Origin of the sequence: Acinetobacter sp. YH12076 (assembly GCF_013419525.1) — a bacterium.
GTDB lineage: Bacteria > Pseudomonadota > Gammaproteobacteria > Pseudomonadales > Moraxellaceae > Acinetobacter > Acinetobacter amyesii.
Window position 1 is genome coordinate 1 of the sequence record NZ_VOZY01000010.1, and the last position, 23,220, is coordinate 23,220.

Below are 23,220 nucleotides of genomic sequence, written 5' to 3' on the forward strand. Positions count from 1 at the left end.
CTCATGAGTGCTCGGTTATATGCGGGCCAATTGGTTGTGCGGTAGATTTTGTGTGTAGGCTTCTTCATTTGAAAATTATATCGCTGAAAAAGCCTTTACAGATAGGTTTGTGCAACAAAGCCCCTAATAAGCCTAAACCTTCTGCCAAAAAAATTAACATCACAGAACTCAGTAAATATAATTTAGATACCTCACGTGTACAAGAAATGCCAGCCGTTGCTTATGGTCGAACGCAACAAGGCAGCTATAATCCAAACACAGTAGCGAAGAATCTAAGTTTTATTGATGCGATACATATCGCCGTCCAAAGACGTCCAGAAATTACGCAAAGTATTGCTACAGTTGCATCGCAAAACGCCAATATTGACCTTGCGAATGCTGCATATTATCCCCAAATTTCAGGTGGATTAAGTACCGCAGATCTGACAAAAGGCGAGCGTGGACGTCAGTTAGTGTCTTTAAATGCGACGCAGATGTTATATGACTTTGGTAAAACCAAAAGTGCTGTCGGTATCGAAGAAGCAAAAATGTTACAAGAGCAGGCTAATGTACTTGTAAATTTAGATGAAGTTTCTTTTGATGTTGCAAATGCAATTATCAACATTAAACGATATCAAGAAGTGGCTAAAATTGCGCAGCAGCAAATTGCCGGTGTGAGTCGGATTGCTGAGATTGCTAATTTACGTGCAACCGCAGGGATCAGTAGTCAAGCAGACCCTATTCAAGCCAAGTCAAATTTAGAAGCTGCGGAATCAAATTTAATTGTGCAAGAAACTCAACTTCGACAGTACCAACAGCGACTTCGTACCTTGTTAGGTTTTGATGTAAGTCAGATCAATTGGGTGATACCTGATCGGATCTTAACTGCAGCAGCTTTATATGAGGATCCGGACTTCAAGATGATTCCGAGCATGATGAAAGCACAGGCTGGGGTTGAAATTGCCAAATTGCAAAAGCAACAGTCAAAATTAAGTGCTTATCCAACCCTCAATGTCAAAGGCAGTCTGAGTCAGGCGGTGAATGGCCGTAATCCAAATAATGATGAAGATGATGGTTTATATAATTCAATCATGTTGGAAGCCACCAGTAATTTTTACCAAGGTGGGGCAATTGCAGCGCAAACACGTGCCGCTAGCTATGCAGAAGAAGCAGCAAAAGCACAAGTAAATACAGTCTATTTGGATGTGATTGATCAAGTCCGAATGATTCGAGAACAAATCGAAAATAAAAAGCGTCAAATGTCGATATTGGTGCAGCGTCGTGAAACAACTGTAAGAACTAAAGAACTGTATCAAGAACAATATAAATTAGGAACTCGAACGGTTGTCGATCTACTGAATGCAGAGCAAGCCATACATAGTGCCGCACAAGAAATTGTGACATCACAATATGATATCTACTCAGCACTTGCGCAGTACATCCAAGTGACAGGACGTTCACGAAATATTTATGAACTTAATAATATATCTATTCAGGGGTTTGAAGTTCAGCCATGAGTAATACAATAAATTATCAACCGTGGCTACAAGCGGTTATGAATATTGCAAAGCATTATCGAATTGAACCCTCTGAAGAACGTATACGGTTGCAGTTGGATTGGGATCAACACAAAAATGCCGATGAACTGGTCGCAGTGATGGCACGCCAAATTGGATTAAGTGTTCGTAAAAACAAATACGACATAAATCTACTTAATCCATGGCGCTTACCTGTATTGGTCGAGTTCATCAGTGGTGAAGTGGGTGTGGTAGAACGCATCGACGTAGACGGTAATGCCAGTGTCCAATTGAGCGGAGATGAAGGCCTATCTCAAGTCTTCTCTATTGAACGATTGAGCCATGGCGTTCGCAATATTTATATTCTGCGTCCAGAGTCATCTGTACCCGATGCACGTGTTGATGAATACATCAAGCCGTTTGAAAAAAATTGGTTCTGGTCGATTGTTTTAAAAGACTGGAAACGTTATATAGACATTATGTTTGCTTCATTAATGGCGAATATTTTGGCCCTAGCCACTATTTTGTTCTCAATGAACGTGTACGACCGCGTCATTCCATCTCAATCTGTGCCGACCTTATGGGTACTCGCGGGTGGGGTGTTAATTGCGGCGATATTTGAGTTTGCATTACGCGTTTCACGAATTTATTTGTCGGATATTATTGGTAAACGTGCCGATTTGAAAATTTCAGATCGTGTGTTTGGTCATGCATTAAGAATTAAAAATAGCGAACGCTCAAAATCAACGGGTACTTTTATTTCACAAATTCGTGAATTAGAAGGGGTACGCGAAATGGTCACTTCGACGACTGTTACCGCAATTGCCGATTTACCGTTTTTCTTCTTGTTCCTGTTCATCTTCTGGTTAATTGGCGGCAATCTATTTTGGGTCATGCTGTTGGTTGTTCCTTTGATGATTATTCCAGGGATTTTGGCGCAAAAACCATTGGCTAAACTTGCACAAATGGGTATGCGCGAGTCTTCGATTCGTAATGCATTATTGGTCGAATCTGTGCAAGGCATGGAAGATATCAAATTACTTCGTGCGGAATCACGCTTCCAAAACCAATGGAACCACATGAATGAAGTGTCTGCTGATGTCAGCATGCGTCAACGTAAAATCGTCGGCTTAATGTCGGCATGGACGCAAAAAATTCAGGGTCTAACGTTTGCAATCGTTGTACTTGTCGGCTGTTTTGCTGTGATGAAAGGTGAAATGACCACAGGTGCTTTGGTGGCTTGTTCGATTTTGTCTTCACGAATGTTAGCACCGATTTCTGCACTGGCAGGGGTATTAGGTCGTTTACAACAGGCAAAAGTGGCGAAAGCCGGTCTTGATGAGCTCATGAAGAAACCTGTCGATCAACCGGATTATTCTCACCTTATTCATCGACCATCAATTAATGGTCATTATGAACTCAATGGTGTGTCATTTAAGTATGGTGAAGATGATCCACGTCCAAGTCTTTTAATTCCAAAACTGGAAATTAAGGCTGGAGAAAAAATCGCAATTTTGGGCCGTAACGGTGCTGGTAAGTCGACGCTACTCCAATTGTTATCGGGTATGCAAACGCCAGTACAAGGCAAAGTTAAATTAGATGGGATTGAACTGTCTTTAATCGACCCCGCAGATGTGCGTCGTGATATGGGGCTATTGAACCAAAATGCACAGTTATTCTACGGTACGATTCGTGAAAACTTGACCTTGGGTGCTCCGTTGGCTACGGATGAACAATTGATTGAAGTACTGAAAATTACGGGTGCAATTCACTTTGTTCAAGAGAAAAAAGAAGGGTTAGACCATATCATTTTAGAAGGTGGTGTAGGCTTCTCTGGCGGTCAACGCCAAGCCTTGCTGCTTGCACGCTTATTGATTCGTCAACCCAATATTCTATTGCTTGATGAACCTACAGCAGCGATTGATGACGTATCTGAGAAGCAGTTGATCGATCATTTAAAAGGTTATTTACAAAACCGAACTATGGTGGTAGCAACACATCGCCGTGCGGTACTTGAGTTGGTTGACCGCATTATTGTGGTGAATGAAGGTAAAATTGTCATGGATGGGCCTCGTGATCAAATTCTGAATCAGAATGCTCAGAAAAAAGTAGCTGGGGCTTAAATCATGAGTGAAAATAAACAAGAAATACAACGCTCGACCAAAGTCAGCTTTAAAGAGCCACCATTACCGAAATCGAGTTTAATCATTTGGATTATTACGATTGGTCTGGTAATCCTTTTAGTTTGGGCTTGGTTGTTTAAATTAGAAGAAGTCTCTACAGGGACAGGTAAAGTGATTCCATCTTCGAAAGAACAAATTGTTCAGTCGCTTGAGGGAGGTATTTTAACCAAGTTGAATGTGAAGGAAGGTCAAATTGTTGAACAAGGTCAAGTCCTTGCGCAACTCGATCCAACACGCTTCGCATCAAATGTTGGTGAAACCGAGTCTTTACTTGTGGCATCACGTGCGACAGCAGCACGTTTACGTGCAGAAGTGAATGGTACACCATTAACCTTTCCTGAAGATGTTCAAAAGATTCCAGCTTTAGTGAAGGAAGAAACAGCTTTATATCATTCACGTCGTGCAAACTTGGAAGAATCTGTTGCCGGCTTAAAACAGGCATTGGTGTTAGTTCAACAAGAATTGGCCATGACTGAGCCGCTCGTTGCTAAAGGGGCAGCAAGTGAAGTTGAAGTACTTCGTTTAAAGCGTTCAGCGAATGACTTACAAAATCAGTTAAATGATGTCCGTAACCAATATTTGGTGAAATCACGGGAAGAATTGTCGAAAGCCAATACTGATATTGAATCGCAGCAACAAGTGGTGAAAGGCAAATCAGATACACTCAGCCGTACCGTGTTTAAATCTCCAGTTCGTGGTGTGGTCAAAGAGATTGATGTGATGACATTGGGCGGTGTGATTCCGCAAAATGGTAAATTGATGACTATTGTACCTTTGGATGAACAGCTTCTGGTAGAAGCACGTATTTCACCGCGAGATATTGCTTTTATTCGTCCGGGTCAAGAAGCCTTAGTGAAAATTACGGCATATGACTATTCGATCTATGGTGGTCTAAAAGGTAAAGTGACCGTCATTTCACCAGATACTTTACGTGATGAAGTGAAACAAGATCAGTTCTATTATCGTGTTTATATCCGTACAGATAGTGATAAATTAAGCAATAAAGAAGGTAAAAGTTTTAGTATCACTCCGGGTATGGTGGCGACAGTTGATATCCGTACCGGCTCGAAAACTGTACTTGAGTACTTAATCAAGCCATTCAATAAAGCAAAAGAAGCACTTCGCGAACGTTAATAGCGCAGTGCCAATCAAGCCTCCAGCATTGGGGGCTTTTTTGTGGATGTAAGTCTTTCAAAAAACGCTATAATATCCTTTGATACAGGATCTAAAGACGTTATGCCATTTACACTCGCCGCACAGTTTGAATATGAAGAAGACATTAAAAAAAGTCGTTTTCAAGCCATCGCAGTTCCTGTGGAAAATGAACAAGCCGTTAAAGAATTTCTCGAAGCCCATAAAGATATCTCAACAACACATCAGTGTTGGGCATGGAAAATTGGACATACCGTACGTTTTAATGATGATGGTGAGCCTTCAGGCACAGCAGGTCGGCCCATTCTAGCAACCATAGAAGGGAATGACCTAACCAACGTGTTGGTCTTGGTTAATCGTTGGTATGGCGGAATTAAGCTCGGGACAGGGGGATTGGTACGTGCCTATGGTGGCTGTGCAGGTCAATGCCTTTTACAAGCTGAAAAAATTGAACTAATTGAGAAGAAAAAAGTGCAATTTAGTTGTCAGTTTAATGAATGGGCAATTTTCCAATACGAACTCAATCAGCAGCAAATTGAATTTCAGGAAGAATATACAGCGCAGGGCGTAAATGTACTTGCAGCATTGCAAATTCATCAAATCCAACCGCTACAGTTAAAGATTCAAGATGTAACTCGCGGACGTGAACAACTGTATATCGTAGAGGCTGCTGAAGATGAATGAAATAGATCCATTATTGAAATATCGAGAGCAACATAAGCATCGTCTGAATTATATGCCTTGGTTGTATTGGTCACTCAAACCGAAAAATCGTGGTTGGGCTGAAGCTTGGCAACAGGAATATCAAGACTATCTCAAATCGATGGAAACTGTGGAAATTGGTGAAAATAGTTTTATATCGCCATTGGCTCATATTTTTGCCGAACCGGGACGTAAGATTGTTATTGGAGATAACAGCTTTATTGCGGCGGATTGCACTTTGCATGGCCCAATAGAAATAGGCAATGAAGTGGCGATCAATCATCACTGTATTTTAGATGGTGGGCGAGTGGGCATCAAAATTCATGATCAAGTTCGTATGGCGGCATATTGCCATTTATACGCTTTTGATCATGGAATGGATGTCAATCAACCGATCTATCAACAAGCTGTACGTTCACAAGGGATTGAGATAGAGCATGATGTTTGGTTAGGTGCGCATGTTGGAATCAAGGATGGTATTCACATTGCTGAGCAGGCTGTAGTCGGCATGAACAGTATGGTGACGAAAAATGTTGAAGCGCGTGCAATCATTGCGGGAAATCCTGCAAAATTCATTCGATATCGTGAATAAATAATCGCCAAATACTTCATAAATATTTTTTATGCTTACACAAATGCATGCACAGTGAAACAGAGTTGTGATAAGTTAAAAATAACAAACAACATTTTATAGCCAAGCAATAATAAAACGAGGGCTAATCATGAAACGAGTTATCGCCTGTATCGACTCTTCTCCATGCATTAATGCACTAGCTGATGCTGCTGCTTGGGTTGCTAAACAAACTCACCGTGAGTTGGTTTTACTGCAAATACTTGATTACTATCCGGCAAGTTATCACTTAGGTGAAATCAGTGGCGTGATTGGATTTGAAAGTAATGCCATGCTCTTAAAAGAACTCGCGGAGTTAGAACAAAAACAAAGTGATTTAGCGTTAGATTATAGTAATAACTTGCTCAAACACATTTCTGAAATGATCCAAGATAAGCATGGGATTCAAACCACCCATATTCAGGAAAAGGGTGACTTCTTAGAGCAAAGTTTTAATATTTTGCAAGATGACGATATTGTTTTAATTGGTCGCGTTGGTGAACGTTCAGCAGAGCGTAATAAGCCGCTGGGTAGTAATGTTGAAAACTTTATTCGTGGTGCAAGTTGTACAGTTATGACCGTAGGACCAACGTTTAAACCACCGACTCGCTTTATTTTTGCCTATGAATATTCGCCTAAATGCGTTGAGTTAATGAAACGTGTGGCACAAAGTGATCTACTCAAACTCTTACAATGTCATTTGGTTTATGTTGGAGATCACCCACAAATCTTGGATGATCCAAAAAATTATTTAACCAATGCCGGTCTCGATGTGGTGACAGAATACCGTTATGGCGATGTTTCGGAAAATATTCTGGACTATCAACAAGAGCATGGTATTCAGTTAATCGTACTTGGCGCTTTTAGCCACAGTAAAATCCATCAGTTCTTCTTGGGCAGTATCACCACCAGTATTTTCAGAAATTCCAGTGTTCCATTGTTGGTTGTAAAATAAGTTGAGCAAACGAACAGTTGATTTAATAGACGGACAATTACGAGTAAATAAATAATAAGTTGTTGATTTAAAAATAATCAGAGTTATCCTCAAAAATTGTGGATAACTCTGTGTGTAGTATTTGTAAGTAATTGTTTTTATAATAAAATATTATATTGATTGTTTTTTATACCTTTATTCGAGGTGTTTAAAAAACACCTCGATTGAGATTATTTAACGATTGCAATTGCAAAACCGTCATGACCTTTGCAACCAACAGTTTGAAGTGCTGTGCAAGATAAAATTTTCGGATGATTTTGCATAGCTTTGAACATATCACGAATACCTTCAATGCTTGGTTTATGGTTTTCAGCGTTCAGAATCTCGCCTGCACGAATCACATTGTCTAAAACAATCACTGTACCTGAATGAGATAAATTTAAACTTAATTCTAAATATTCAGGGTAGCTCTGTTTGTCTGCATCGACAAAAATAAAGTCAAAAGCTTCTGTGTCGTCAGGAAGGGCACGTAAAATATCTGCCGCACGACCACATTTCAGTTCTATCGTTTGTGCAAGCTTTGCATTATCAATATTTTCTTGACCGAGGGCAGCATGTGTATCACGACCTTCAATGGTCAGAATGTAACCATCTTCAGGTAATGCACGTGCTAACCACATGGTGCTATAGGCTGCAAAAGTTCCAAGTTCTAAAACGCGTTTACACTTGTTCATTTGGATTAACATTTGAAGCAGCATGCCTTGATTAGCCGCTACAGCAAGATGATCAGGAAAGCCACGTTCATCCGTATGTTGAAGTGTTTGGGTCAATATTGGATCTTCAGGAATTAAATGTGAATCGATGTAAGCATCAATGTCTGTCCACATTTGTTGCATGTTGTCGCACCTCGTGATTGATGCAAGCATTTTAAACCTTTCCACCAACATCGCAATTTATTGTTCTATATTTGAATATTTTATGTACAAAAAAGACCTCCGAAGAGGTCTTGATATGACGATGTAATGTTTTAGTAATTACACATTGATGAGCGACTTGAGTGATCAGGCCCCCAAGTACGGTAGCCTTGAGTATCAATATGAATTTGTCCGCTGGCATATAAACCTAATCCCATATTGAGACTCTGCCCGTGTTGTGACCAAAATTGGCATAAACGGAACTTGGTATTTTCAATATAACTGTAGTCTTCGGGCTGCGGGTACGCAGGTCCAATACGGAAATCAATCGCCGAGTTATATAGGTGACGAGATGAACTTGCACCACCGGCACATTGGTTCAAAGGCAAATCACGATAAACCGAAGTCACTTCAAAGTCCGTTAAGATATTTGCAGCTACTAAATATTTAAAGACACGTAAGGTTGCAATTTGGTTTTGCCATAATTCACGGTTAGGCACCATATATTCTGAGCGACCACATTTTTGCCAATCACGTGCAGTACGCATCAGCTCAAATGATGGAATGATATTGCCTACACCATTTTTCTCTAAAAAGACTTCATAGTCTCGAACGCGACGTAAATTATCAACAGACGCGACCCATGAGTTGTATGCATAAGGCACCACTTTAGGCGGGGCTTGTCTGAGGGTCGTCACTTTTTCTTGAGGTATGTAAATACGTTTACCGTCGGGAGTTGTAATAGTGTGACCTTGTTTTTGTGGTGTAGTTGTACAACCAATGAAAACAAGAGGGAATATTGCAACGGACAATAATCCCTTGAGTAAATGCTTCATTATAGAAATCAATTATTTATAAACTCGTTCTATTTTAATCCAATTTGATTGAGAAAATTTGAATAATTTGCAATGAAATGTGTGCTTTAAGTATAAAAAAAGATCAGCATGTGCTGATCTTTTCATGAAAGCGTAAAATTACTTTTCAAGATATTGTAATTTATCAGCTTTACCGTTCCACTCTTCACGGTCGGCAGGTTGATCACCAATTTGAGTGATGTTCGGCCATTTTTGAGAAAGTTCAGTATTAAGTTCGATAAATACTTCTTGACCTTCAGGTAACTCATCTTCAGAGAAAATCGCGTTAGCTGGACACTCAGGTTCACATAGCGCACAGTCGATACATTCATCTGGATTAATAACAAGGAAGTTTGGACCTTCATAGAAACAGTCAACAGGGCAAACTTCTACGCAGTCTTGATATTTACATTTAATACAGTTTTCAGTGACAACAAAGGTCATGGCGACAGCTACCTAAAAAATATGGTTCTAATAAACTAATGGTGTATTTTAGGCAAAAAATAGGGTAACTAACAATTCCTTTTATTGATAATTATTATATGCAGTGCTGTTAAAATCACTAAAAACTGAACAATTTATGTAAATTTCACAATGAATGAGAATCATACTCAAAAACTGATTAAATTACATCTGTTTATCGAACAATATTTTTAATGTGTATTTTAAGCATGAAACATTTTAGAACATTAATTTTTTATCAATTTATTGCTGAATAGCCGCAGTGGTAGATAGCAAACATTCACTAATTTACGCGTTTGAATGGTGTCAATGCAAAGAACACCTTTATAGGTGCTCTTTGCGTTTCTTATCTATCGTTTCTGCTTAATTAGATCTTAAGTAAATCTTTCAAGGCGTAAAGTTGTTGTAGTGCTTCACGTGGACTTAAGTTATCGACATCTAAATCTGCTAAGGCATCAAGTACGGGCGATGTTTTTTCAACTTCAACCACGCGTTCGATGACTTCTGGCTCTGCTAGTGCAGAGAATAAATCGGTTTGTGCAGCCGTATTGAGTTGCTGCTTTTGCTGAGTTTCTAAAATGCGAAGGCGATTTTGTGCTTCTTTGATCACTGCCGCAGGAATACCTGCAAGCTTTGCCACCTGTAGACCATGACTTTGACTCGCCGGGCCTTGTTGAACTTTATGCAGTAAGATCAGGTTGCCATTTAGCTCACGAGCAGTCACATGATAGTTATCGATATTAGCGTCTTTGCCTAACTCGGTGAGCTCAAAATAATGGGTTGCGAATAGGCATAAACATTTAATGCGACGCGTGAGATCGAGCACACATGCCCACGCCAAAGATAAGCCATCATAGGTACTCGTACCACGTCCGACTTCATCCATCAGTACCAGTGATTGATTGGTTGCATGATGAAGAATTTGAGAGGTTTCAGTCATTTCCACCATGAAGGTTGATTTGCCTGTAGACAAGTCGTCGGCAGATCCAATACGGGTAAATATCCGGTCGATAGGCCCTAAAATGGCAGATTGGGCAGGGACAAAGCTACCACAGTAGGCCAATAAGCTGATTAAGGCAGTTTGGCGCATAAAGGTCGATTTACCGCCCATATTTGGCCCTGTGATAATCGCCATGCGGTGATTAAAGTCCAAACTAGTATCATTTGGAGTAAATGCTGATTTGCTCAGAGATTCCACAACTGGGTGACGTCCGGCTTTGATTTTGATCCCAACTTCAGGGCTATATTCAGGACGTGACCAATTTCGTAATCGAGCTTGATGGGCAAAATTAGCCAGTAAATCAATTTGCGCTATAGCGGCGCTCATCATTTGTAAGTTGCCAATATCTGCACGTAACTCATCAAGTAATAGCTCAAAGAGCATTTTTTCGCGCGCTAATGCACGTGACTCACTCGAAAGCACCTTATCTTCAAAAGATTTCAACTCAGGGGTAATGTAGCGTTCCGCATTTTTTAGGGTTTGGCGGCGAATATAATGATCAGGTGCTTGCTCAGCCTGCGCTCGAGTGAGTTCAATATAGTAGCCACTGACACGGTTATAGCCAATTTTTAAGGTTGAAATTCCGGTTTGTTCACGCTCTTTGATTTCGAGATCAATGAGGAATTGTCCTGCATGGTCACGAATTTTACGCAGTTCATCAAGTTCAGTGTCGAAACCCTCGGCAATCACATTTCCATCACGTAAAAGCACTGGCGGGTTTTCTACGATGGCAGACATGAGACGCTCATGTAAGCCGTGAAAATCACCCATTTCATCATTTAACTGAGCGATCAGCTTAGATTGGTGTGACTGAATGATCGGTTCAAGTGCATGTCGAAGATAGGGAATTTGTGCACAAGTTTGACGTAACTGAACTAGGTCTCGTGGACGTGCACTGCCGAGAGCTACACGAGATAGCACACGTTCAATATCACCAATTTCTTTGAGAACTAAGCGGATCGGAGACTCATGATAGCCTTGCAGCATCGCTTGTGATGCATCTAAACGTGCATCCAATAAAGCGGTATCTCGTAAAGGCTGCATTAAGGTACGACTTAATAGACGGCCACCCATCGCAGTTTGGCAATCATTGATCAGTTGGAACAGGGAAGTGCCATGTTCAAATAAAGGATCAATCAGTTCTAAGTTACGACGAGTGACGGGATCGAGCGCCACGAAATCACTACTTTGTTCGAGTTGAATGCTGCGAATATGGGGTAAAGCAGTTTTTTGAGTCACTTTTGCATAGTGAATCAAAGCCGCTGCGGCAGCTTTCGCCAAAGGCAAATGGTCAATACCAAAACCTGAAAGTGTGGCTACTGCAAATTGGTCACACAGAGTTTTTTGTGCGTTATTTAAATTGAAGTCGACGTTTGGACGTTTAGTGACAGGGCAGTCTAATTGACGTTTAATTTGTTCGACAATATTCGGATCAATAAGATCTTCATCAATCAAAATTTCGCTCGGCATTAAACGTGAAAGTTCGATTGCTAATTGTTCCAGCTGATACTCCATTTGCTGAACTTTGAAAATACCTGCACTGAGGTCTAGTAAAGCAATCCCGATCTGATTTTGTTGTAAGCAGATCGCGACTAAATTTGAACTTTGATGGGAGGCAATCAGTGCATCGTCCGTTAATGTCCCCGGGGTAATGATACGGACAATTCCGCGCTCAACCGGCCCTTTGCCTGTCACTTCACCAATTTGCTCGCAGATCACCACCGTTTCACCTTTTTTTACAAGGCGGGCTAAATAGCCTTCAGCTGCATGGTACGGGACACCCGCCATAGGAATAGGCTCACCATTGGCTTTACCACGATGTGTTAGTGTAATTCCTAAAAGTTTTGCTGCCTTATGCGCATCTTCAAAAAAGAGCTCGTAAAAATCACCCATCCGATAAAACATCAGTGAATGCGGATTTTGCATTTTGACTGACATGTACTGTTGCATCATCGGGGTCAGGGTTGAAAGGTCAACTTTGGAATTATCAGCTTGCATGAAACGAAATACCTTAAAATAAAAATTTGTGCGCTGCTAAACGAATAACACTGTTTTGATGGAAATTGAATTTAGAAAAAGTCCTTATATTTATATTGTCTCTTCATTCAAAATTACAGGTGCATGTTAACAAATCGTGTTGCTGATTCTAGCAAAAAAAGTGGTAGGAAAATGCCAGAAAAGGTTTGTCTGCATGTAAAAAAAGCAGTCAAAATATTATTTATAAACGCTAAAAAGTCTGTGTGTAAATTCAACAATGGATAAATTAACAAAGCGATAAACTGACTCAAACATCAAGCTGCGCTTCAGCCTGAGCTAATCGATATTGGTTGCGACCGCTACCTTTTGCAAGGTAAAGTGCACGATCGGCAGCCTATATAAATTTCTGAATTTGATAAGATTTGGATGGAATGATCGTTTCCGTACCGATGCTAATCGTCACAAATTTAGACATATGGCTGGCTGGATGTGGAAGTTCGAGTGATTAAATTCTGCCTAATAAATCGGCTGCCAAAGGTTCAATTTTCAGCTTCAGTTAACACCCTAAAGAGGAGTAAAAACTCTTCGCTGCCATAGTGTGCAGCTAACTCACCATTTCGATTAGTGATTTGAGACAAAACCTCTGCAATTTGGGTCAGGCAGATGTCACCCGCCTGATGACCTAAATGATCATTTTAATTTTCAAAAATTCGATATCGATCACCATGATGCTTAAAGGCTGTTGATGGCGTAGGGCATAACGCCATTGCTGTTCTAAAGCTCCTTATAGCGGACGACGGTTTGCTAGCCCAGTAAGTGGGTCATGTTCTACCAACCAGCAACCATGGCAATATAAAAACGCATACCTACAAAGGCATAGATGATGACCACGGCATAGTTCATGGCTGCATGTAATAGCCATCATTGTGATCATTACAAATCATAGTAAATATGATCGCAACAGCGCACATCGAGCCTAGACAAGTATAAACATTAAAATAAGGGTTTAATGCGGAACAAAAGATAAATCCCATGCAATCAGAATGATAAACACTACCCAAATATACAGAGGAATCTACAAAACTGCGTTATGGAATCACTTGATAAATCCCCGTACATGACAGGGCATACAGGAGAAAAATAATAATTCCGCGAAAACGAAATTCTTTCGCCACTTCATCACGGTAGAGCGGTTGATAAATGGATTATATACTTGACGTAAAATATACTTTATTTAATATTGTTATGATTAGACCCTTAATTTCACAGAAGAAGTGACTTAAAGCCTTAAAATTTCATAATTCGATATGCGCATAAAATAATTAGGAAAAGCGCACAATATTTTGTCTTTATTTTACAATAATTTATTTCCAATATAAGGTTTATGTAAAGTTCAACGAGTGCCTTTGAGTTTTAAAATGATTAAAAAAAAAAGCTTATATAGTAACTACCTGAATAATGGCATATTCAAGTAAATGCAGAAATAAAAAAACCGATCCTGAGATCGGTTTTAAAATATGTAGATCGATTTAAATGCTGTATTGCCTTATGGTTTATAGAGGCCAAGTTCAATCAAATGCAAACGTAATATACGGCGTAGTTCGAGTACAGCTTCAGGGGTTTCTTGAATCGAATGACCCCCTTTAATGATTTTTTCTGAAACAGCACCCTCTAGATGAGCACTAGTGTATGGTACGATATCATCCGTCATAATATTTTTATCTTGACTGTTGGTGTTATTTCCCATAATTGAATGAAACTTCAAACCCTTACGCGGCTGAATATCTTCAGTGAGCGCGATAAATTTTGATTGATGACTTAAGTCACTTGGTCCATTTTGGATCAAGCCATGGTCAATTTCACGAAATAAATCTTTCAGGTCTTCTTCTTGAGTTAACACATCACCCATGGCCGATAAAAAAGCTCCTGGGAGTTTAATAATTTTTCGAGCGGCTTTGGTAAACCAGCGATCTGCATATTCTGTACCGCGATGAGGTGCAGCTAAAAAAATTGCGCGGCTGAAATTAGGAATATCATCAATCACCATACGCTGCTTCACGACTGGAATATTTCGGTACTGATTTAATTGACGTGAATTCATCATTTTCAAAGCTGCTTGTGTGGTATCGGCTTGGCTGACCAGTAGTCGTGCAATAATGCCGCCCATACTATGACCGACTAGAACAGCATCTTTTTTAGCTGCGGCATTGGCGTCTACTTTGCTAAAGGTCTGAGTCAAAATGGAATAAATTTGGAAGCGGCTTTCAATAATCGGCATATTAGTTGAATAGAAGACTTGCCATACTTGATAATGTTCACGTAGCACTGAATCGCCCATAATATCGTTAGTCAGACGAATCCATGCTTCAGGGCTGCTAGCAAGACCATGTACCAAGACGATAACTTTCTTGTCAGGATTATATGGTTCAAGCATGTAGAGATGCGGCATCGTCAGCTTTTCATCTCGGTCAATCAGTGATAAATAAGCTGCCTTACCCAAGTTATTTTGTGCTAACCAAAGACCATATGGAGCAGAAAAATTGGCAGCAAGCGCATAGTTTTTATTGGCAATATTGACCTGTTCATACTTATACGGGTCGTAAGCTTTAATTTGAAACTCATGTTGATTCAAAATTTGATCAACTGTAGTTGTAGCGCTTAGTGGTTCAGCCGTTAAGGTTGCAGCTAAATAGCGCGCTTGATGGATATTAGGATTTGAACCAGACGGATATTTAAAATCAATCGGGTTGATAATATATTTTGCTTTGCCTGTTTCAATCGTATGTTCTTCGGGTAAAACTACAAGAAATTCGGAGCCAAAACCATCTCGGCGGGTAATTGAACGTAAACCTGAGAAGTTGAGGTTATAGGTTGACATCAATTGTTCAATTTTACGATTTTTGAGTTCTGGGTAGTGGCTGAAGTCAATGTGATAGGTGGTTTGTCCGACTTTGATCTGTTGTGTGACTTCTTGCGGTTTATAACGTAGCGCGTAGCTACTAACCAGTTTGGCAATCCCTTGATTATAGAAATCTCGGATTTGAACTTGGCGGTTATCAAAAATACGATCAGCAGGCGCACGTTTGGTTTTAAACATGTACGCATAGCTATAGCGAATACTTTTATCGAGAAGTATCAATTGTTGATCTAAGCACTTATTATAAGTGTCTTGTTCAATTTTTTGTTTTTCTTCAGATTTGTGACTACTGAGCACACCTAACTTGCAGGCTGAAGAAGATTCATATTCTATAGCTTTAGCTAAATATAATTCACTTGCTGTAGAAAGTAATTGTTCATCTTGAATCTGAGGAATTTGTTGTAACTCATCAACACAGGCTTTCGGGTCTTCTGTGCAGGCTTTGGCTTCCCGACCTGTCATCGACAAGACATTTAAACTGGCTTCGCTAAGTTTGTTTCGAGAAATAATACTTTCACGTTCATTGGCAATCGAAACATTGAGTTTTTGATTTTTGACACTGACGACCTGACATCCACTCAGTACGCTTGTACTTATGATTCCAAGGAGCAGTATTTTTTTAATATTTTGCTGCATAAAGAGGCCGCGCATAAGGTTAAGTATTTTCAAATCATACGATAATTGTCAGGATTTTCAATTCACCTTAAATGAAAAAAGACCGTTAAAACGGTCTTTTTTCAAAAGAATTTTCTAAATCGTCTGATTTAAGACGCAGCTTTTGGTGGATTTAAAACTTGCCAAACATTCCAGCGACCTTGCTTTTCAATTTCTTGAATTAAACGATCAGCAACTTCTGCTTCTTGTGGATATTTAACTTTATAGTTCTTTAAAACCTGAATGGCGTTCTTTTTTTGTTCCATGGCAATATAGTTATTTGCTGCAGAAAGATACGCTTCTTGAACACCGGCTTTCATTGCTTTGTCTAAGTATGGAATCGCTTCACGTTGACCACCACCTTCAGATAAACCAAAACCGAACCAGAAGTTTGCTTCTGCATCATCTTGGTTGATTTTTAAAATACGTTGTGCGTAAGTTAATGATTTAGTTGTATACACAGAACCCAAATCAAGGTTACGTGCCATCACACTGGCTTTAAATGCACGAACTAAAATATCAAAAGAAGCATTGTCTTTAGACGCAAGCGTATCTAATTTTTGCGTAACTTCCTTGAGTTTAAGCTCAAACCCTTTGCGTTCTTGGCGTTGAACAAAACGTGGTGGATAGTGACGTGCTTTACCTTCAACAAGCTGTAAGAAATCATCAATTTCAGTAATGTCGATTTCATTGTCACCTGCTAAAGCAGCAAATTTCATCGAACGTTCTTTGCTGTCAACAGTGGGGATAATCAGGCGGTTTTCTTCAAGAGTTAATTGCTTAGATGGGTCGGTTGGGCTAGTTACCACCATCTTAGTCACAGGCTGTGCTGCAGCTTTTTGTAAATTTAATTCAAAAGGAGGTGGTGCATCGTAGTTAAATGGATTGAGTGCGTAGAAAGGTGGAGTCAGTTCAGGCTCTACAAAAATCATGGCATCTTTAGGAGCATTATTTTTAGTTGGGGCGCTTCCACAAGCGGCAAGGGTTAAAGCAATACAAGCAACTGCCAAGGGCTTAAGCGTCATATTATTCATCCATTAAATTTATTTTATAAAAAAAAGCATGTTGGTCAGTCTAAAAAAACTCTGAACAACATGCAAGTTAAAGGCAACTTATTCTGATTGCTTTTGGTTAAGCTTTAGATTGTGAACTTTGCGCTTCGCATTCGCGGCGCACATCTTCAATGATTTTAAGTTCTTCCTGACTAAAAGGTTGTTCATTAAGCTGTTGCTTTTTGAACGTTGGGTCAAGGAGAGACAAACGCTGACACAAATTATTCATACGTTTTTCATTGTGCTGAATACGATCTAACAATACACGCATACCTTCTAACATCGGGTCAGTTTGGTCTTGGGTTGCAGCATAAGGCTGGAAACCAATACTTTCTGCATAGTCGCGACGACGTGTTTCCGCTTCATCTTTTGGTTTATCTTTGGTGATGAAGCGTGCTGGATTGCCCACAGCAGTAGTATTTGCAGGAACTTCTTTAGTCACGACGGCATTTGAACCGACTTTGGCATTTTTACCCACCGTAAATGGGCCCAAGATCTTTGCACCAGCGCCAACCACTACACCATCTTCCAAAGTTGGGTGACGTTTGCCTTTGTTCCAAGTCGTGCCACCTAAGGTCACACCATGGTAGAGGGTGACATCATCACCAATTTCAGCTGTTTCACCAATCACCACACCCATACCGTGGTCAATAAAGAAACGACGACCGATTTTCGCACCCGGATGAATCTCAATGCCTGTGGCAAAGCGGCTAAAAGAAGACAATAGACGAGCTGAGCCTTTACACTCTTTTTTCCAAAGTTCATGTGCCATACGATGCATGATTAAGGCATGAATTCCTGGATAAGTCGTTAAGACTTCGAGTGTATTTCGTGCAGCAGGATCGCGCGCGAATACAGCCTGTATATCTTCTTTGAGCTGCTTAAGCATTAGATTGATCCTCATTGTCTGTAGATTTTTTCCATGTTCCGTTATTTAATGCCTGTACTCGGCTAAAGATGCCACGTAATAAGTGGTATTCCATACGATCTAATTGTATACGTCCAAATAGGCGACGCAAGCGTAAAGGTAATAATCTTGGATTTTTTGGATCCATAAATTCAATCTCTGCCAGCATTTTTTCAATATGCGGGTAGAACTGTTCCATCATTTCATGGGTCACCAAAGGTTCGTCCCATTCCATATCGATGTCATCGGTAACATGCATATTGGCATCAGGATTTGCAGTTAACTCAGTATGTGCAAGGGCGGCCATGCGCATTTCATAGCAAATGACTTGAATCGCTTGGGCAACGTTTAAGACGCCATATTCAGTATTTACTGGAATAGTGACGTGATAATTGGCCATTGCCAATTCTTCATTGGTCAAACCACGGTCTTCACGGCCAAACACCACGGCAATTTCTTGCTGTTGTTCACAGACCGCTTTGAGAGACATTTCGGCAGCAGGGCGAGCGTCGAGTAATGGCCATGGGATGGTACGACTACGCGCACTAGTACCAAAGACAATATGACAATCTTTAATAGCTTCTTCTAATGATTCAACGATTTCAATTTGATCAATTAAATCGACAGCACCGGCAGCTAAGGCATTAATGTCCGGATGCGGGTAAGTCTTCGGTGCAACTAAGACTAACTTTGAAAGTCCCATGGTTTTCATGGCACGTAATGCACTACCAATATTTGCGGGTAATGTTGTGTTCACCATGACAATACGCACATGAGAGAGATGTGCTGAAACCGCAGCATTGTCAGTTTGATTCATGATATTTCCAATATGTTTATTTAAAAAAGCAGTTCAAACAGCGTTTAAACTTTAAGAAAATTGATTGGCTTCTGCTTGGTATAAATCCATGGCATCATCCATGCTCATCCCATCTGGCGGTGGCGGAACCTGCGCAGGAATAGAGGCTTGTTCATAACTTACCGCTTTGGCAGCTTTGGATTTGACATGATATTCGATATGCAAAGATTCTTTGCCGAAGTAGTCACGCAGCTTAGACAGTAATTCATCTAGTGGGGCAACTTTCCAGTTTAAGCCCAAATGAATGTCGGCCGTCGCATATGGATAGTCAATATATAACTGCACAGGGATATGCGTACACATATCGACATTGCAAAAAGGCAGTAAAATATCTTGGATGTCGCGTGATAGCGTTTTACTAAAATGTTCAGGTGTTAATTTAATTTGAATGGCATTGGCACGTTTTTGACGGATTTCATTCAAACTGAAGGCTTTAGTTAAGCGACCCATTGGCCGATCAAAACCTTCACGTTCGTAAATTTCACCTTCAATGACCACCACTTTTTCGTTTTGAATCACATCTTTGAAGCGGTTAAAACGTTCGTGATTCGCAGACACTTCTATACGTGCAGTACCATCATCGAGCGTCACCATCATGCGGTTCGGGAAGTTGGCAATATCGACGACTAGGCCTGCAAATACTGTAGTGACACCACGTCGTGTAGGCGTAAGCTCATTAATGCGCTGTGAAATAAAGGCTTTTAGCTCTGATCGATACACATCGATCGGATGACCTGTTAGATAAAGCCCAAGAGTATCTTTTTCACCTTTAAGACGAACTTCATCAGACCACGGTTTAACAGGTTTAGAAGGTTTACGCTGAACTTCTTCAACTTCACCAAATAAATCCATCATCCCTGTTTCGCGGTTTGTACGGGCTTGGTCAGCCGCTTGTACAGCTTCTGGCAATTGCGCCATCAAGTCAGCGCGTTCTAATCCTAAACAATCCAATGCGCCACCACGAATCAATGCTTCAAGCGTGCGCTTATTGATTTTTTTTAGGTCAATACGATGACAGAAGTCAAACAGATCTTTATATGGGCCATCTTGGATACGTGAGTCAATCACAGACTGCATGGCAGCTTCACCGACACCCTTGATCGCACCTAAACCATAGACGATGGTTTTTGGATCGCTGGCATGGAAATTATATAAAGACATATTGACCGAAGGTGGCAAGACTTCAAGACCATTAATACGACAGTCATCGATCAAGAACACCACGTTATCGGTATTCTGCATTTCCGAGGTCATCACTGCTGACATAAATTCAGCAGGGAAATGTGCTTTTAACCAAGCGGTTTGATATGCAACAAGGGCGTAGGCTGCGGCATGGGATTTGTTAAAACCATAGCCTGCGAATTTTTCCATATAATCGAAGATATGGTTGGCCGTATCTGCATCAATACCTTTGGTTGCAGCACCTTCAGTAAAGATCTGACGGTGCTTAATCATTTCTTCGACTTTCTTTTTACCCATGGCACGACGAAGTAAATCCGCGCCACCCAAGCTATAGCCAGCACAGAACTGCGCTGCCTGCATTACCTGTTCCTGATACACCATAATGCCGTATGTCGGTTCAAGGACACTTTCTAGTAATGGATGTAAGTATTCAAACTCGCCACCATGCATACGGTAAATAAAGTCAGGAATCAGATCCATCGGGCCTGGACGATATAAAGACACGAAAGCAATAATTTCTTCGAACTTACTTGGACGTGCCTCTTTCAGCATTTTTTTCATGCCGACGGATTCAAACTGGAAGACTGCTGTGGTATTTGCATCTGCGAACACAGCATAGGCAGGTTTGTCATCCAAAGGAATTAAGGAAATATCGATAGGTGTAGTGATATCTGGACGGGCATTAATGTGCTTAATGGCATCTTCAATTACAGTTAAGTTACGTAAGCCCAAGAAGTCGAATTTAACTAGACCTGCAGCTTCCACATCGTCTTTATCGAATTGGGCTACACGGTTAGTTCCATCTGCATCACACAGTACAGCGGAATAGTCGGTTAACTTGGTTGGTGCAATTACCACACCACCGGCGTGTTTACCTGTATTACGGGTAATGCCTTCAAGTTTGAGTGCCATTTCCCAAATTTCGGCTGCATCGTCGTAATCAGGATTTGATGGGTTGGTGACAATATCTTTTAGCTGTGGTTCGGCCTCAATGGATTCTTCCAAACTTAAACCTAAAGGCTTGGTCGGAATCATTTTAGAAATACGGTCAGCCAAACCATAAGATTTACCCAAGACACGGGCTACGTCACGAATTGCACCTTTTGCCGCCATGGTACCGAAAGTTGCAATCTGAGAGACCGCATCTCGACCATAAGTGCGTGCAACATAGTCAATAACACGGTCACGACCTGCAATACAGAAATCGACGTCAAAGTCGGGCATTGATACACGTTCAGGGTTTAAGAAACGCTCGAACAGTAGGTCATAACGTAGTGGGTCAAGGTCAGTAATTTTTAAACTATAGGCAACTAAGGAACCTGCACCCGAACCACGGCCTGGACCAACAGGGACGCCATTACCTTTAGACCATTGAATAAAGTCCATGACAATTAGGAAATAACCTGGGAATTGCATGGTCAGGATGATCCCAACTTCATAAGCCAAACGTTCATCATAAGGCTTACGAATTTCTGGCCAGTCGTCACCACGTTGTTCGACAGGGTACAAATGCGCTAAACGTTCTTCTAAACCTTCTTTTGATAAATGTTCAAAATAGGTGTCAATTGTATGACCTTCAGGAATTGGATAATCGGGAAGGTCATGGAAGCCTAAACGTAATGACACATTACAGCGTCGCGCAATGTGATAGGTATTTTCTATAGCCGTTGGAATGTCTGTAAACAGCTCCGTCATTTCCTCGGCAGTTTTAAAATACTGTTCAGGACTGTAATTTTTAGGGCGACGATTGTCACCGAGGACATAGCCATCGGCAATACAAACGCGTGCTTCATGTGCCTCGAAATCTTCTTTACGTATAAAATGCACATCGTTATGAGCAACTACACCAATGTTAAATTTCTTCGCAAGTTTTACTGCTTCGTGAATAAAGTCTTCTTCACCCGAGCGCTCAGTTCGTGTAATCGCTAGATAAACACGATTGCCAAATTTTTCGACCCATTCAGCTAACAGGGGTTCAGCTTTTTGCGGGTTAGAAGAGCAAAGCATTTTGCCGACATCACTTTGCATACCCAGTAAAACAATCAAGTCTTGGTGTTGATTTAAAATCCAATCTTTTTTTACGCAAGGAATATCAAGCTGTTGACCTGAAATATAACCTTCAGAAACCAACTCTGTTAGACTGCGCCAACCTTTATTGGTCATCGCTAGAAGAGTAGCTTTGTGTTCAGCATCATTCAAACGAATGGTTGAACCAAATATGGGTTTAATGCCTTTATCTAAGCACTTTTTATAGAATTTTACAGCAGCATGTAGATTTGAAAGGTCAGTAATGGCCAGAGCGGGCATTTCATCTGCAGCTGCAGCTTTAACAAGATCAGGTATACGTACAATAGATTCAGTAATGGAAAATTCTGTAAAAATACCAAGATGTACAAAGTGCATAGATGAGTCCCTGCGAAAACAGCTGCTGATTTTAGCATGCTCTGAGATCAAACTTGCGTTTATTGCATGGCTTTATACAGATTTATAAATTCACTGTTTAATCAATAAACGCTGTATGACAATCACCATTTAGCAAGCAATACCTTGATTAACTGAAAAGGCAGTTAATTTGCCATTTTTAAAGTTGAATGCTAGATTGCCAATATAGGGTAAATCATAATTTTGCGGCTCTTTCAGCACGGATTTGGCATGAGTCGGTGAGAGTAAAATCACATAAGCAACTTCATTTGGATTGGCCAATTTTGCACTTTTGGGAAAGTCTTTTACAAATTGTTGAAAGTTATATTGGCTTATCAGATGTTTTGACCCAATTTGAATTTTAACGCGTATTTGAGTGGATTTATCCCATTCCATCCAAACATCCCCTTTGGTTTGTCCAAGTTGGGCGAAGCTGCTTTTATTTTTATAGAATGAATCATTCTTAACTTGAGGATTGTCCTCAGCATAAATTTCAAATTTTAGAAATTTACCTTTTGATGTGACATGAAATTCAGTATTACCGGTACATTCTGAATATTCATATTTTGGTCTCACTGGATTTTTGCTGATTAATGCATTTACTTTTGATGCAGGCAAGGGTGAGGCTAAGTCAACATCATTTACCTTAATACTAGTTACATAGTCATAATCAGCAATGGATGTAGATGCTGCTGAAGTGATGAATATCCCCGTCGTGAAAAAATTTAAGCGGAAAATTTTTGCTGTCAGTGTAGTTTGCATGGGGAATATAAAATTCTATTCTTTTGATATTTTGTACTCATTCAAGTTTTTGTAAACGTAATATTGAAGGTTATATTTTAAATTTTATGGTGTTGCTAATTTGCCGTCAAAATAATTTAAAACTAAAAAAATTTTGGTTTAATTACGGCATTAAAAACTAAATTTTAGAATCTAAGAAACTAAAA

The 23,220-nt window shown here is 40.2% G+C and carries 17 protein-coding genes; 6 read left to right on the forward strand and 11 right to left on the reverse strand.

Annotated features, from left to right (window positions below; all coding sequences use genetic code 11):
* Nucleotides 1–101 precede the first annotated feature (101 nt).
* The 6 genes from FTU22_RS10985 to FTU22_RS11010 all read left to right on the forward strand — a co-directional run bounded on the left by FTU22_RS10985 (nucleotide 102) and on the right by FTU22_RS11010 (nucleotide 7,098).
* The gene (locus FTU22_RS10985) at nucleotides 102–1,496 is read left to right on the forward strand and encodes a TolC family protein (RefSeq protein ID WP_373886589.1); all 1,395 of its coding nucleotides are present in this window, start codon (nucleotides 102–104) and stop codon (nucleotides 1,494–1,496) included.
* Complete coding sequence (locus tag FTU22_RS10990; protein ID WP_180023828.1) at nucleotides 1,493–3,619, forward strand: type I secretion system permease/ATPase; 2,127 nt, start codon at nucleotides 1,493–1,495, stop codon at nucleotides 3,617–3,619. The genes FTU22_RS10985 and FTU22_RS10990 overlap by 4 nt, the downstream gene beginning before the upstream one ends.
* Before the next feature lie 3 nt (nucleotides 3,620–3,622).
* On the forward strand, nucleotides 3,623–4,813 hold the full coding sequence (locus FTU22_RS10995) for an HlyD family type I secretion periplasmic adaptor subunit (RefSeq protein WP_180094448.1): 1,191 nt from the start codon (nucleotides 3,623–3,625) through the stop codon (nucleotides 4,811–4,813).
* Nucleotides 4,814–4,915: 102 nt separating this feature from the next.
* Nucleotides 4,916–5,515 carry a YigZ family protein gene (locus FTU22_RS11000; RefSeq protein ID WP_180094450.1) on the forward strand — a complete coding sequence of 200 codons (600 nt, stop codon included), beginning with the start codon at nucleotides 4,916–4,918 and terminating at the stop codon, nucleotides 5,513–5,515.
* Nucleotides 5,508–6,125 carry a DapH/DapD/GlmU-related protein gene (locus tag FTU22_RS11005; RefSeq protein WP_180094452.1) on the forward strand — a complete coding sequence of 206 codons (618 nt, stop codon included), beginning with the start codon at nucleotides 5,508–5,510 and terminating at the stop codon, nucleotides 6,123–6,125. The genes FTU22_RS11000 and FTU22_RS11005 overlap by 8 nt, the downstream gene beginning before the upstream one ends.
* A 130-nt stretch (nucleotides 6,126–6,255) precedes the next feature.
* Complete coding sequence (locus FTU22_RS11010; protein WP_078193559.1) at nucleotides 6,256–7,098, forward strand: universal stress protein; 843 nt, start codon at nucleotides 6,256–6,258, stop codon at nucleotides 7,096–7,098.
* 209 nt (nucleotides 7,099–7,307) lie between these two features.
* Here FTU22_RS11010 and FTU22_RS11015 read toward each other — a convergent pair whose 3' ends face one another.
* The 11 genes from FTU22_RS11015 to FTU22_RS11065 form a co-directional block, all read right to left on the reverse strand.
* On the reverse strand, nucleotides 7,308–7,973 hold the full coding sequence (locus tag FTU22_RS11015) for an O-methyltransferase (RefSeq protein ID WP_180010142.1): 666 nt from the start codon (nucleotides 7,971–7,973) through the stop codon (nucleotides 7,308–7,310).
* Between the two features lie 131 nt (nucleotides 7,974–8,104).
* Nucleotides 8,105–8,827, reverse strand: a complete 723-nt coding sequence (locus FTU22_RS11020; RefSeq protein ID WP_111883778.1) for a D-Ala-D-Ala carboxypeptidase family metallohydrolase — start codon at nucleotides 8,825–8,827, stop codon at nucleotides 8,105–8,107.
* Nucleotides 8,828–8,965: 138 nt separating this feature from the next.
* A complete protein-coding gene (gene fdxA, locus FTU22_RS11025; protein WP_004651686.1) occupies nucleotides 8,966–9,289 on the reverse strand; it encodes a ferredoxin FdxA in 324 nt (107 codons plus the stop codon).
* Between the two features lie 385 nt (nucleotides 9,290–9,674).
* The gene (mutS, locus tag FTU22_RS11030) at nucleotides 9,675–12,305 is read right to left on the reverse strand and encodes a DNA mismatch repair protein MutS (protein ID WP_180094454.1); all 2,631 of its coding nucleotides are present in this window, start codon (nucleotides 12,303–12,305) and stop codon (nucleotides 9,675–9,677) included.
* 518 nt (nucleotides 12,306–12,823) lie between these two features.
* A complete protein-coding gene (locus FTU22_RS16340) occupies nucleotides 12,824–12,922 on the reverse strand; it encodes a hypothetical protein (protein ID WP_257222568.1) in 99 nt (32 codons plus the stop codon).
* Between the two features lie 908 nt (nucleotides 12,923–13,830).
* The gene (locus tag FTU22_RS11040; RefSeq protein WP_180094456.1) at nucleotides 13,831–15,837 is read right to left on the reverse strand and encodes a triacylglycerol lipase; all 2,007 of its coding nucleotides are present in this window, start codon (nucleotides 15,835–15,837) and stop codon (nucleotides 13,831–13,833) included.
* Between the two features lie 128 nt (nucleotides 15,838–15,965).
* Complete coding sequence (locus tag FTU22_RS11045) at nucleotides 15,966–16,880, reverse strand: ABUW_2363 family tetratricopeptide repeat lipoprotein (RefSeq protein ID WP_078193555.1); 915 nt, start codon at nucleotides 16,878–16,880, stop codon at nucleotides 15,966–15,968.
* Nucleotides 16,881–16,986: 106 nt separating this feature from the next.
* Entirely contained in the window at nucleotides 16,987–17,796 is an 810-nt protein-coding gene (cysE, locus tag FTU22_RS11050) for a serine O-acetyltransferase (protein WP_111883774.1), read from the reverse strand.
* Entirely contained in the window at nucleotides 17,789–18,631 is an 843-nt protein-coding gene (locus FTU22_RS11055; protein ID WP_180039995.1) for an RNA methyltransferase, read from the reverse strand. Before FTU22_RS11055 ends, cysE begins: the two co-directional genes overlap by 8 nt.
* Before the next feature lie 51 nt (nucleotides 18,632–18,682).
* The gene (dnaE, locus tag FTU22_RS11060) at nucleotides 18,683–22,255 is read right to left on the reverse strand and encodes a DNA polymerase III subunit alpha (protein ID WP_180094458.1); all 3,573 of its coding nucleotides are present in this window, start codon (nucleotides 22,253–22,255) and stop codon (nucleotides 18,683–18,685) included.
* 129 nt (nucleotides 22,256–22,384) lie between these two features.
* Nucleotides 22,385–23,035, reverse strand: a complete 651-nt coding sequence (locus tag FTU22_RS11065) for a hypothetical protein (RefSeq protein ID WP_180094459.1) — start codon at nucleotides 23,033–23,035, stop codon at nucleotides 22,385–22,387.
* Between the last annotated feature and the right edge of the window lie 185 nt (nucleotides 23,036–23,220).